The 13,061-nt window shown below is 59.0% G+C and carries 12 protein-coding genes; 7 read left to right on the top strand and 5 right to left on the bottom strand.

The annotated features are described in order from the left end of the window. Positions 1-104: 104 nt before the first annotated feature. Positions 105-965, bottom strand: a complete 861-nt coding sequence (locus AC30D7_RS28620; RefSeq protein WP_172901244.1) for a MurR/RpiR family transcriptional regulator — start codon at positions 963-965, stop codon at positions 105-107. Positions 966-1,192: 227 nt separating this feature from the next. Between AC30D7_RS28620 and zwf the strand changes: the two genes are divergently transcribed. From zwf to AC30D7_RS28600, 4 genes are all read left to right on the top strand, one after another. After that, positions 1,193-2,662 carry a glucose-6-phosphate dehydrogenase gene (gene zwf / locus AC30D7_RS28615; protein ID WP_018926464.1) on the top strand — a complete coding sequence of 490 codons (1,470 nt, stop codon included), beginning with the start codon at positions 1,193-1,195 and terminating at the stop codon, positions 2,660-2,662. Next, complete coding sequence (gene pgl, locus AC30D7_RS28610) at positions 2,649-3,362, top strand: 6-phosphogluconolactonase (protein WP_490136311.1); 714 nt, start codon at positions 2,649-2,651, stop codon at positions 3,360-3,362. The genes zwf and pgl overlap by 14 nt, the downstream gene beginning before the upstream one ends. 17 nt (positions 3,363-3,379) lie before the next feature. Next, entirely contained in the window at positions 3,380-4,045 is a 666-nt protein-coding gene (locus AC30D7_RS28605) for a bifunctional 4-hydroxy-2-oxoglutarate aldolase/2-dehydro-3-deoxy-phosphogluconate aldolase (RefSeq protein ID WP_018926462.1), read from the top strand. A gap of 354 nt (positions 4,046-4,399) precedes the next feature. Next, positions 4,400-5,125 (top strand): intradiol ring-cleavage dioxygenase, encoded by a 726-nt coding sequence (locus tag AC30D7_RS28600; RefSeq protein WP_490136310.1) that lies wholly within the window; start codon positions 4,400-4,402, stop codon positions 5,123-5,125. Positions 5,126-5,127: 2 nt separating this feature from the next. Here AC30D7_RS28600 and AC30D7_RS28595 read toward each other — a convergent pair whose 3' ends face one another. Next, positions 5,128-6,309, bottom strand: coding sequence for an aminotransferase class V-fold PLP-dependent enzyme (locus tag AC30D7_RS28595; protein WP_490136309.1), 1,182 nt, complete (start codon positions 6,307-6,309; stop codon positions 5,128-5,130). A 25-nt stretch (positions 6,310-6,334) separates the two neighbouring features. Continuing rightward, on the bottom strand, positions 6,335-6,571 hold the full coding sequence (locus tag AC30D7_RS28590) for a DUF3820 family protein (RefSeq protein WP_026346079.1): 237 nt from the start codon (positions 6,569-6,571) through the stop codon (positions 6,335-6,337). A gap of 203 nt (positions 6,572-6,774) precedes the next feature. On the opposite strand from AC30D7_RS28590, the gene AC30D7_RS28585 reads away from it, so the two are divergent. Next, on the top strand, positions 6,775-7,242 hold the full coding sequence (locus tag AC30D7_RS28585; RefSeq protein WP_490136308.1) for a ferritin-like domain-containing protein: 468 nt from the start codon (positions 6,775-6,777) through the stop codon (positions 7,240-7,242). A gap of 174 nt (positions 7,243-7,416) precedes the next feature. Here AC30D7_RS28585 and AC30D7_RS28580 read toward each other — a convergent pair whose 3' ends face one another. Continuing rightward, a complete protein-coding gene (locus AC30D7_RS28580) occupies positions 7,417-7,887 on the bottom strand; it encodes a MaoC family dehydratase (protein WP_019581456.1) in 471 nt (156 codons plus the stop codon). A 43-nt stretch (positions 7,888-7,930) separates the two neighbouring features. Then, a complete protein-coding gene (locus AC30D7_RS28575; RefSeq protein ID WP_490136307.1) occupies positions 7,931-8,875 on the bottom strand; it encodes an alpha/beta hydrolase in 945 nt (314 codons plus the stop codon). A gap of 232 nt (positions 8,876-9,107) precedes the next feature. Here AC30D7_RS28575 and fadD2 point away from each other — a divergent pair, with 232 nt between their 5' ends. Together fadD2 and fadD1 are read left to right on the top strand one after the other, a co-directional pair. Next, positions 9,108-10,796, top strand: a complete 1,689-nt coding sequence (gene fadD2 / locus AC30D7_RS28570; protein WP_490136306.1) for a long-chain-fatty-acid--CoA ligase FadD2 — start codon at positions 9,108-9,110, stop codon at positions 10,794-10,796. 375 nt (positions 10,797-11,171) lie between these two features. Next, complete coding sequence (gene fadD1, locus AC30D7_RS28565) at positions 11,172-12,872, top strand: long-chain-fatty-acid--CoA ligase FadD1 (RefSeq protein WP_490136305.1); 1,701 nt, start codon at positions 11,172-11,174, stop codon at positions 12,870-12,872. Positions 12,873-13,061 lie beyond the last annotated feature (189 nt).

Genomic DNA, 13,061 nt, shown 5'->3' with positions numbered 1-13,061 from the left:
CTGGATCTGCTTTGAACACAAATGTTGTGTCCACTGAAGACCCAGTGTGGGAGCGGGCTTGCTCGCGAAGGCGGCTTGTCAGGCGACAAAGAACTCAGGTTGGGTTAGTTGAATTCATCCCCAATCGGATACCGACTGGCATTCAGGCTTTCCTTGATCTTGCGCAAATGCGGCTGGAAATCCACGCCGCGGCGCAAGGTCATGCCGGTGGCGAGCACATCGAGCACGGTCAACTGAATGATCCGCGAGGTCATCGGCATGTAGATGTCGGTGTCTTCCGGCAATGGAATGTTCAGGCTCAAGGTACTGGCCTTGGCCAGTGGCGAGCCCTCGGCCGTCAGCCCCAGCACCGACGCGCCGTTTTCCCGGGCGATGCGCGCCACTTCCACCAATTCGCGGGTACGGCCGGTGTAGGAGATGATCACGAATAACTCACCGGTGTGGGCCACCGAGGCAATCATGCGTTGCATCAGCACATCGGCATGGGCGGTGACGGCGAGGTTGAAGCGGAAGAACTTGTGCTGCGCATCCAGTGCCACCGGCGCCGAGGCGCCGAGGCCGAAGAAGTGGATCTGCCGGGCCTGGATCAACAGGTCGACGGCGCGGCTGATCAGGTTCGGGTCCAGTGCCTGGCAGGCGCTGTCCAGGGACGCGATGGCGCTGCCGAAGATTTTCTGGGTGTAAGCCTCGGGGTTGTCGTCGGCTTCCACCGCACGGCTGACATACGCCGCGCCGCTGGCCAGGCTTTGGGCCAACTGCAGTTTCAGTTCCGGGTAGCCGCTGACACCGAATGAGCGGCAGAAACGGTTGACCGTCGGCTCGCTGACCGACGCGGCCTGGGCGAGGGCGGCGATGCTGAACCGGGTGGCCTGCTGTGGGTTGAGCAGGATCACTTCGGCGACTTTGCGTTCTGCCTTGTTCAGGTCTTCAAGGCGACTCTGGATCTGTTCCAGTAAATTTCGCACGCGGTCCATATGGGGTTCCTAATTTCACCTGCGCAAACGAGCGCTCGGCTATGCAAATTGGGCCTTTGATACGGCCCGTAACGGTGGCCTATCCTACTGATGGCTCCGACCGACCACCACTCGGAATCTATATTTTGCGAAAATGTTGTGGTTATTACTACATTTTCCCTTGAGTGATGCCTTGAAAAAAGGTATTTGTAGCTTAACTTGATAAAAGAACAAACATCATGCCTTCGATTACGGTTGAACCGTGCACCTTTGCCTTGTTCGGCGCTCTCGGCGATCTAGCCCTGCGCAAGCTGTTCCCTGCCCTTTATCAACTCGATGGTGCCGGCCTGCTTCATGAGGATACGCGCATTATCGCACTGGCCCGTGAACCCGGCAGCGAGCAACAGCATCTGGCGTTCATCGCCACTGAGTTGCGTCGTTACGTGGGCGCCAAAGAGCTGGATGAAGCCGTGCTCGAGCGCTTCCTGGCCCGTTTGAGCTACCTGCATGTCGACTTCCTCAAGGCTGACGATTACGTCGCCCTGGCCGAGCAGGCCGGCAGCGCCCAGCGGGTGATTGCCTACTTCGCCACGCCGGCGGCGGTTTACGGTGCTATTTGCGAGAATCTGTCGAAGGTCGGCCTGACCGAAAACACCCGCGTGGTGCTGGAAAAACCCATCGGTTCGGACCTGGAATCCTCGCGTAAGGTCAACGACGCCGTGGCGCAGTTCTTCCCGGAGAACCGCACCTACCGTATCGACCACTACCTGGGCAAAGAGACCGTACAGAACCTGATTGCGCTGCGTTTCGCCAACAGCCTGTTCGAAACCCAGTGGAACCAGAATTACATCTCCCACGTGGAAATCACCGTGGCCGAGCAGGTCGGGATCGAAGGCCGTTGGGGTTACTTCGACAAGGCCGGCCAGCTGCGGGACATGATCCAGAATCACCTGTTGCAGTTGCTGTGCCTGATCGCCATGGACCCGCCGGCCGACTTGTCCGCCGACAGCATCCGCGACGAGAAAGTCAAAGTCCTCAAGGCACTGGCGCCGATCAGCCCGGAAGGCCTGACCACTCAAGTGGTGCGCGGCCAGTACATCGCCGGTCACAGCGAAGGCAAATCGGTGCCGGGGTATCTGGAGGAACCGAATTCCAACACCCAGAGCGACACTGAAACCTTCGTTGCCCTGCGTGCCGACATTCGCAACTGGCGCTGGGCCGGCGTGCCGTTTTACCTGCGCACCGGCAAGCGCATGCCGCAGAAACTGTCGCAGATCGTCATCCACTTCAAGGAACCGTCGCACTACATCTTCGCCCCTGAGCAGCGCTTGCAGATCAGCAACAAACTGATCATCCGCCTGCAGCCGGACGAAGGTATTTCCTTGCGCGTGATGACCAAGGAACAAGGCCTGGACAAGGGCATGCAGCTGCGCAGCGGTCCGTTGCAGCTGAATTTTTCCGACACCTGGCGCAGCGCACGGATTCCCGATGCCTACGAGCGGTTGTTGCTGGAAGTGATGCGTGGCAATCAGAACCTGTTTGTCCGTAAAGATGAAATCGAAGCCGCGTGGAAGTGGTGTGACCAGTTGATCGCCGGGTGGAAAAAATCCGGTGATGCGCCCAAGCCGTACGCGGCCGGGTCCTGGGGGCCGATGAGCTCTATTGCACTGATCACGCGGGACGGGAGGTCTTGGTATGGCGATATCTAAATTGAAACTGCCGCAGGGCGTCAGCGCCCATGAGTTCAAAAGCCCGGTGCTGCTGGCCGAAGGCCTGGCATTGGCAGTGGCCAGACAACTGAGCGACGCGATTGCCGCACAAGGCGCCGCGACGCTGGTGGTGTCCGGTGGGCGCAGCCCGGTGGCATTTTTCCAGCACCTGGCCAAGCAGACGCTGGACTGGTCGAAGGTGGTGGTCAGCCTGGCTGACGAGCGCTGGGTGCCGGTGGAACATGCCGACAGTAATGCCGGTCTGCTCAAGCGTTACCTGTTGCAAGGTCCGGCGGCCAAGGCCCAGTTCCTGAGCCTCTACAGTGCCACTGCCAACCTGGAACAGGCCGCCGAGCAGGCTGATCGCTTGCTCGCCGAATTGCCGGCGATCGATGTGCTGGTGCTGGGCATGGGCGACGACGGTCACACCGCGTCGCTGTTCCCCAACAGCCCGAACCTGGCCGACGCGTTGAAAGTCGACGGCACTCGCCGTTGCTGGCCGATGCTGGCACCGACCGTGCCGCATCAACGCCTGACCATGAGTCGCGCGCTGCTGGCTTCGGCCAGGCACACCGTTTTATCGATTTCCGGTCAGTCCAAGCTGACCACCCTGAGCGCCGCACTGGCCGGTGACGATGTCGCCGCCATGCCGATTCGGGCGTTTCTGCAACCTACGTTAGAGATTTACTGGTGCCCATGAACCAAGGATCAGCCGCTATGACAAACACATCCCCGACCGTTTCCATGGCGGACAAAGTTGCCCTGATCGACAGCCTCTGCGCCAAGGCGCGGATCCTGCCGGTGATCACCATCGCTCGCGAACAGGACGTGCTGCCGTTGGCCGACGCCCTGGCCGCCGGTGGCCTGACGGCGCTGGAAGTGACCCTGCGTTCGCAGTTCGGCCTCAAGGCGATTCAGATCCTGCGCGAAAAGCGTCCGGAGCTGGTGACCGGTGCCGGTACGGTGCTCGATCGCAGCATGCTGGCCGCTGCCGAAGCCGCCGGTTCGCAATTCATCGTGACGCCGGGCATCACCCGTGACCTGCTCGAAGCCAGTGTCGCCAGCCCGATTCCGCTGTTGCCGGGTATCAGCAACGCCTCCGGCATCATGGAAGGCTATTGCCTGGGTTATCGCCGCTTCAAGCTGTTCCCGGCGGAAGTCAGCGGCGGCGTCGCGGCTATCAAGGCCCTGGGCGGCCCGTTCGGCGAAGTTAAGTTCTGCCCGACTGGCGGCGTCAGCCCGGCCAATATCAAGAGCTACATGGCGTTGAAAAACGTGATGTGCGTGGGCGGTAGCTGGATGCTTGACCCTGAATGGATCAAGAACGGCGACTGGGCCCGCATCCAGGAGTGCACCGCCGAGGCGTTGGCGCTGCTGGACTGATTCACCGGTTTTACCGGATTTACCAAACACTTCGTTGTGTGTTCTACGGCTTTACGGTGCGCTTGGTCGGTGCACCGTTTTTTTTGCCTGGTGAAAACTCCTGTGGCCGTCGAAACGCTCGTTGTAGCAGCTGTCGAGCCTGCGAGGCTGCGTTCGGCTGCGAAGCAGTCGTGAATCCGGCTGACGCGGTCTGCCTGACATACCGCAATCTCTGGTTTTACGACTGCTGCGCAGCCGAACGCAGCCTCGCAGGCTCGGCAGCTGCTACGGATCGACATCACGCGATACATAGTTACCGCATCTCGCCGCACGTCCAGCGTTAATCTGCGTTCATCTTATGGAAGAGAGAGCGTCATGGACGACAACACCTCGGCTGCATCCCCACTACCGGTTTATCAACTGTCACCCGAGCAGGTCGCCGGTCCGTATTTTCGAAACCCGAAACTGATCAGACGAAACATCAGCGAAGGCATGGACGGCGTCCCCTTGGTGCTGCGGCTCACGATCATCGATGCCATGACCGGCCAACCGGTTACGGCGGCACTGGTCGATATCTGGCATTGCAATACGCGCGGGGCGTATTCGGGCTGGAGCAAGGTCAACCCGGACAGGGAAGTCGATGTGGATGATATCGGGTCGATCCCGCGCACCGACGATGACACCTACCTGCGTGGTGGGCAATTCACCGACAAAATGGGCGTCGTGCGGTTTACCACGATTTATCCGGGGGTCTATGCCGGCCGCGCTTTGCACATTCACGTCGCAGTACGCATCACGGCCGGTAATAACTATCTGGAAGAACGGCACGTCGCCTGGGTCGGCCAGCTTTACTTTCCCGAGGTTGCATCAAGGTCGGTGCTCAACGCCCGTGAGTACAGCGGTCGAGCCGTCTCACCGCTGACCAATGCGCAGGATATGTTTTATCAGCGCATGGGCGGCGAGGCCTCGACCCTGAACATTCACACCATCGGTCGAGACTCGAAAGAAGACGGCTTTTTCGGGCACATGACCATCGGTGTCGACACGTTTGCGGTGTCATCGCAAATCAAGCCCGAGGACTTCGACAAATACACCGTGTGACGTCAGCGCAATTCGTTCAACGCCCGTGCCAGTACATCCATGTCCGCTGCCATGGTCGTGAGCCCCGGCGTAATGCGGATGCACGGGCCAGACGCCGCGCCGCTGCGCGCCACGGTAAACAGGTTGTAGTCGCTGAGCAGGCGCTCGACCATCACTTGTTGGTCGGTATGTCGGGTAAAGCGCATCGAGGTGATGCCGCAATACAGGTGCGGGTCATCCGGGGTCATGACTTCTATCCCCGGTAACGCCCGAACGGCATCGACCCAGCGGTTGCGCAGGTAATTGAGCCGTGTGCCCTTGGCGACAGAACCACCCATGGCGTGATGTTCTTCGAACACCAGCGGCAGGGTCAGAAGGGCCGGAATGTTCGGGGTGCTGTACGGCGTACGGGCGCGAATGTCGGTGATTGGGAAATGCATTTCGCCCATGTCCGGGTCGATGTCGGCCAGGCGCTCGGGCGCGATGTAAATGAAGCCGAGGGTCAATGGCGCACCGATCCATTTGTGCAGGTTGTAGCCGGCAAAGGCGATGCCCAGCTCATCGAGGTTGAACTCGATCTGGCCCAGGGCATGGGCGCCATCGAGGATCACATCGATGCCGTGTTCCCTGGCGGCAGCGGCAATCGCCTGCACCGGCATCACCAGACCGGTGCGATGGGTGACGTGGGTCAGGGCCATCAGCTTCAGTCGCGGATAACGTGTGAAAGCTTCGAGGTACGTGGCCAGTAAACTGTCGAAACTGGCGGGGTGACGGTGCTCGATCTCTATCACTTCCACGCCTCGATAGCGGGCTAGCCAACGCATTGCGCTCTTGACCGTGTCGTACTCCAGATCGCACAGCAGGACCTGATCGCCCGGTTCCAGGCGATTGTAGTTGCGGATCAGCGACTGCAAGCCGTCCGAGGCGTTGCGGGTGAACGCGACGGCTTCGGCCGGGGCACCGATCAGCTCGGCCAGCTGCGTGCGAATCTTGACGCTTTCGCCCTGTTCGAAGCGCTGGCGTACATATACCGAGTTGCCGCGGTTGATGAGTTCGATGTTGCGCTGGTATTCCTCCACCACCGTGCGTGACATGCGCCCGAAGTAACCGTTTTCCAGGTTCAGGGGGCCGGGTTCGACAGCGTATCGGTCGGCAAAGGTCAGCCAAAAGGCTTCATCACGGGCACGGCGGGTGTTATCGGGCATGAGCGACTCGGTGCGATAGGGTGGTTCAGTGACGAGGGGCAGGTTTGCCGTGTTTGACGCGCAGCGGTTCGAGCAGCTCCGACAGGCCGTTGTGATCGATTTCCTGCATCAAGGCCAGCAAACCGCCCAGTTCCCCATGAGGGAAACCTTCGCGAGCGAACCAGTTCAGGTACTGGCCGGGCAGGTCGGCGATGATCCGGCCTTTGTATTTGCCGAAGGGCATCTCGCGGGTAATCAGCAGTTCGAGCTTTTCGGGATTCATCATCAGTCGTCTTGATTCAAAACAGTCTGGAAAATACAGGCATTCTGCATGCAGGCCAATTGACAGATCATGCAAAAAAAACGGATACAGATTTCGCATATAAATCTAACGTATTGAAATTAAAGTGAAAAATATCAATTCGAAGCTGGCATGCGGGGTGCAATGACTTACTGCATCTTTCATCAACCGCAAGGAATTGAAAAATGACCGACATTAATAAAGAAGCGATCTCTGTACTCAACGACCTGATTGAAACCTGTAAAGATGGTCAGGAAGGGTTCAAGACTTGCGCTGAAGACATCAAGAATCCCGAACTCAAAAACCTGTTCATTCAGCGCTCCGCCGACTGCGCCACTGCCGCTGCCGAGCTGCAGGCCACGGTGCGTTCCCTGGGCGGTGATCCGGAAACGTCCACCAGTGTCAGTGGCGATATGCATCGCCGTTGGGTTGACGTGAAGGCGATGTTTACCGGCAAGGATGAGGAGGCGGTGCTGAACGAAGCGGAGCGTGGTGAAGACCACGCGAAGAAGGCTTACAAGAAAGCGCTGGAAAAAATCAACGAGGACAATCTGGTGAGTATTCGTGACACCGTTGAACGCCAGTACCACGGCGTGCAACGCAACCACGATCAGGTCAAAGCCCTGCGTAACCAGGCACGCGCACGCTCGTAAGCGTTCGACCTGTGGCGAGGGAGCTTGCTCCCGTTGGGGCGCGCAGCGCCCCCCAAATCAAACACCGCGTTGGATCTGATCAGGCGCAGTGACAGGTTTACGACTGCTACGCAGCCGAGCGGGAGCAAGCTCCCTCGCCACAGGGAAGGCCTCTCATCACAAGGAAGTGATGAATCAGCCGATGCTGATTGCCGGCAACGTCGGCAATGTCACGGTCTGCTGTTTACGCGGTGCCAGAATCTCCGCCTCACCATCTACTACCAGTTCATCGCGCTGGTTGAATACGCGAGTGGCGATACGCACACGAAACTTCGGCATTTTCTCGAGAATTTCCAGGCGCACAGTCAGCGTGTCGCCAATTTTCACCGGCTTCTGAAAACTCATCGTCTGACCGATATAAATAGTCCCCGGCCCAGGCAACTCACAAGCCACTGCCGCGCTGATCAACGCGCCGCTGAACATGCCGTGGGCGATGCGCTCCTTGAACATGGAGGCTGCGGCGAATTCGGCATCCAGGTGCACCGGGTTGTGATCGCCGGACATCGCGGCGAACAACTGAATGTCGCGTTCTTCGACGGTTTTGCTGTAGCTGGCGGTCTGGCCGATTTCGAGGGCTTCGTAAGGGGTGTTGGTAACCTGGGTCATCTGTCTCGATTCCTGTGACGAATTAAATGAATCCACAAAAAAACTATTCGGCTCTGGGGGGCCGGCGGTTGCTCAAGGCCTGGGCGATCCAGTTCAGCACGTCGGCAGTCACTTCATCGCGATTGCTCTCATTGAACAGTTCGTGCCGGGCCTGCGGGTAAATATTCAAGTGCAGGCTCTGGCAGCCAGCGTCGCGCAGGGCGTGGGCCAGATCTTTCAGACGTTTGCCTTCGCTCACCGGATCACATTCGCCGCCAATCACCAGCAGCGGCAGGCCCGGATCGATCTGGGCGAGATTGGACGCTTTGCTGATTTGCTGCAAGCCGCCGAGCAAATCGATCCACAATTGATTGGTGCAGCGAAAGCCGCAGAGCGGGTCGTTGGCGTATTTGTCGACCTCGGCCGGATCGCGGCTCAGCCAGTCGAACGAGGTACGCGCTGGCTTGAACTTCTTGTTGAATGAGCCGAACGACAGCCATTCGATCAATGCACTGCGACCCTTGGGCCCCTGGCGCAGGCATTCGAGGCGAGCAATCTGCCGCGCGACGCGATAGAGCGCCACGGGCTGGAAGTTCGAACCGCTGAGAATCGCCCCGTGCAGACTGGCGCTGTGGTGCAGCAAGTAAGCCTGGGCGATGTAGCTGCCCATGCTGTGGCCCAACAGCACGATCGGTACGCCGGGATGCTGTTGGCCGATATGTTGGTTGAGGCTGGCCAGGTCTCCGACCACTTTGCACCAGCCATCGTTGTCGGCGAAGTGGCCCAGGGTGCCGTTTTCGGCGGTTTTGCCATGTCCGCGCAGGTCCAGTGCGTAGAGGCCGTAGCCCTGTTCGCAGAACTTTTCTGCCAGACGCGCGTAGCGACCGCTGTGTTCCGCCATACCGTGGGCCAGCAGGATCACGGCTTTGAGCGGCGCAGTCGGCAGCCACTGGTTGACGAAGAGACGGCTGCGGTCGCTTGCGGTCAGCCAGAAAGTGTCGTGGATCATGGCGATTCCTTTGCATGGGGCGGCATGGGCATGGGCGTCGTTGCATTGTATAGCGCATCCCGCGCGCGCCGTCTGATCAGGCCACGCCGGGGCAGCAAGATTCACGGGATCAATGACGACTGTGCGCATATTTGCCTGATTCACCATAGCTGCTAGTGTCCGGGAAGCCCCGCTTTTCAGAAGTAATGAAAAAAGCGGCCCTGGATAGATTCAGGTAATGAGGACAAGAACAATGCAACCTGATTTCTGGAATGACAAACGCCCGGCCGGCGTGCCCCTGGATATCGACCTTGGGGCCTATAAGTCGGTGATCGAGGTGTTCGAGCGTTCCTGCAAGAAATTTGCTGACCGCCCGGCATTCAGCAACATGGGGGTGACCCTGACCTACGCTGAACTTGAACGTTACAGCGCGGCATTCGCCGGTTACCTGCAAGCCCACACCGACCTGGTGCCGGGGGATCGCATCGCGGTGCAGATGCCCAACGTCCTGCATTACCCGATTGCGGTGTTCGGCGCTTTGCGCGCCGGGCTGATCGTGGTCAACACCAACCCGCTGTACACCGCGCGGGAGATGCGTCATCAGTTCAAGGACTCCGGTGCCCGGGCGCTGGTGTACCTGAACGTGTTCGGGCAGAAGGTCCAGGAAGTGCTGCCCGACACTGACATCCAGTACCTGATCGAAGCGAAGATGGGCGACCTGATGCCCACGGCCAAGGGCTGGCTGATCAATACCGTGGTCGCCAAGGTCAAGAAAATGGTCCCGGATTATTCACTGCCCCAGGCCATCTCCTTCAAGAGCGCGCTACGTCTGGGCCGGGGCCTGGGCATCAAACCGCTGAACGCCAGCCTCGACGACATCGCGGTGTTGCAATACACCGGAGGTACCACCGGGCTGGCCAAGGGCGCCATGCTGACCCATGGCAACCTGGTGGCTAACATGCAGCAGGCCCGGGCATGCCTCAGTCAACTGGGTGCCGACGGTCAGCCGCTGCTGCGCGAAGGCCAGGAAGTGATGATCGCGCCGCTGCCGCTGTACCACATCTATGCCTTCACGGCGAACTGCATGTGCATGATGGTGACCGGCAACCACAACGTGCTGATCACCAATCCACGGGACATCAAGGGCTTCATCAAGGAACTGAAGAACTGGCGGTTCTCGGCGCTGCTGGGGCTCAACACGCTGTTCGTCGCATTGATGGACCATCCCGATTTCAAGACCCTGGATTGCTCCAGCCTAAAACTCACCAACTCCGGCGGCACGGCGCTGGTCAAGGCCACCGCCGAGCGCTGGGAGCAACTCACCGGTTGCCGGATCACCGAAGGTTACGGCCTGACCGAAACTTCGCCGGTGGCCTGCACCAACCCTTACGGCGACAAATCGCGTATCGGCACGGTCGGCCTGCCAGTGCCGGGCACGTCCCTGAAAGTGATCAACGATGAAGGCGTCGAGCAGCCGTTGGGCGAGCGCGGCGAACTGTGCATCAAGGGCCCGCAGATCATGAAGGGCTACTGGCAAAAACCGGAAGCCACCGCCGAAGTGCTGGATGCCGATGGCTGGTTCAAGTCGGGCGACATCGGAGTGATCGATCCGGACGGCTTCGTGCGTATTGTCGATCGCAAGAAAGACATGATCATCGTCTCGGGCTTCAACGTGTACCCGAATGAGATCGAAGACGTGGTGATGGCCCACCCGAATGTCGCCAACTGTGCGGTGATCGGCGTGCCGGACGAGCGTTCGGGGGAGGCGGTTAAGCTGTTTGTGGTCGCCCGTGAGTCGGGGGTCAGCCTTGAAGAGTTGAAGGCGTACTGCAAGGAAAACTTCACGGCGTACAAAGTGCCCAAGCACATCGTGTTGCGTGAGTCGCTGCCGATGACACCGGTGGGCAAGATTTTGCGGCGGGAGTTGCGCGATATCGCATAACGTTTGAAGCTGCGCTACGCGCATTCGCGGGCAAGCCTCGCTCCTACAGTGGATTTGTGTCGCACTATCGGGTGATCGACAAAAAACCGTAGGAGCGAGGCTTGCCCGCGAAGCTTTTAAGGCTATAAGCCGCGAATTCAGCGGCTTTCAGGGCTGTATAGGATTTTTGCTCTAAAATGACTGCTTGATAGTCTTGAGTCGCTAAAGTGACTGTGGAGGCCGATTTTGGCCCTAGTCGGCCCTAGGCAAAGCTGCTACTCTCGGCGCGCTTTGTGACCTCTCGGCCTATGTTAAAAGCCAGACTCACCAAAAACACACCAATAATAATCGCATCAAATGCGGTGTTGAATTCGCGTTGCTGAGGAGTGGGCTTCCATGATCGAAGACTTTTGGAAGGATAAGTACCCAGCTGGAATTGCTGCCGAGATCAATCCAGACGAGTACCCGAATATTCAGGCAGTGTTGAAGCAATCCTGCCAACGCTTCGCTGACAAACCGGCATTCAGCAACCTGGGCAAGACAATCACCTACGGTGAGTTGTATGAATTGTCCGGTGCCTTTGCCGCTTACCTGCAACAGCATACCGATTTGCAACCCGGCGATCGAATCGCCGTGCAATTGCCCAACGTGTTGCAGTACCCGGTCGCTGTCTTCGGTGCCATCCGCGCCGGGCTGATCGTGGTCAACACCAACCCGCTGTACACCGCGCGGGAAATGGAACACCAATTCAACGACTCCGGTGCCAAAGCCCTGGTCTGCCTGGCCAACATGGCGCATCTGGCCCAGACCGTCGTGCCGAAAACCGGCGTCAAGCACGTGATCGTCACCGAAGTGGCCGACCTGCTGCCGCCACTCAAGCGTCTGCTGATCAACAGCGTCATCAAGTACGTGAAGAAGATGGTCCCGGCGTATCACTTGCCCAAGGCCGTAAAATTCAATGATGTGCTGAGCAAAGGCCATGGCCAGCCAGTGACGGAAGCTAACCCGGCCAGCAGCGACGTTGCCGTGCTGCAATACACCGGCGGCACCACCGGCGTGGCCAAGGGCGCGATGCTGACCCATCGCAACCTGGTGGCGAACATGCTGCAGTGCAAGGCGCTGATGGGCTCTAACCTCAATGAAGGTTGCGAGATCCTGATCACGCCTCTGCCGCTGTACCACATCTATGCCTTCACCTTTCATTGCATGGCGATGATGCTGATCGGCAACCACAACATCCTGATCAGCAATCCGCGCGACCTGCCGGCGATGGTCAAGGAACTGTCGAAGTGGAAGTTCAGCGGTTTCGTCGGCTTGAACACGCTGTTTGTTGCTCTGTGCAACAACGAAGCGTTCCGCAAGCTGGATTTCTCGAACCTGAAAATCACCTTGTCCGGCGGCATGGCCTTGCAACTGGCCGCGGCTGAACGTTGGAAAGCGGTCACCGGCTGCCCGATCTGCGAAGGTTACGGCATGACCGAAACCAGCCCGGTGGCCACGGTGAACCCGAATCAGAACATCCAGATCGGCACCATCGGTATTCCGGTGCCGTCGACCCTGTGCAAAGTCATTGACGATGCCGGTGTCGAACAACCGTTGGGCGGCATCGGTGAACTGTGTGTGAAAGGTCCGCAAGTCATGAAAGGCTACTGGCAGCGTCAGGAAGCCACCGATGAAATACTCGACAGCGAAGGCTGGTTGAAGACCGGTGACATCGCGCTGATCCAGCCTGATGGCTACATGCGCATTGTCGATCGCAAGAAAGACATGATCCTGGTCTCCGGTTTCAACGTGTACCCCAATGAACTGGAAGACGTGCTGGCGACCCTGCCGGGCGTGCTGCAATGCGCAGCCATCGGCGTGCCCGACGAGAAGTCGGGGGAGGCGATCAAGATCTTCATCGTTGCCAAACCGGGCGTGACCCTGACCAAGGAACAGGTGATGGAGCACATGCGCGCCAACGTCACCGGCTACAAGGTGCCCAAAGCCGTGGAGTTCCGCGACGCGCTGCCAACCACCAACGTCGGCAAGATCCTGCGCCGCGAGTTGCGCGACGAAGAGCTGAAAAAGCTGGGCGTGAAGAAAGTCAGCGCCTGATCAAACAAAAAGCCCCGCAGATGCGGGGCTTTTTGTTTAAAGCGGTATCAAAAGCGCTTTTGTGGCGAGGGAGCTTGCTCCCGCTCGGCTGCGCAGCAGTCGTAAAAGCAGCCAGCGGCCTGATCAGGTGAATCGAGGTGCCTGATTTAGGGGCGCTACGCACCCCAGCGGGAGCAAGCTCCCTCGCCA

The sequence above is a fragment of the Pseudomonas sp. DF5 genome, from assembly GCF_058148225.1.
The sequence above is the reverse complement of the archived record's forward strand: the minus strand, read 5'-3'. Positions and strand labels throughout refer to the sequence as shown.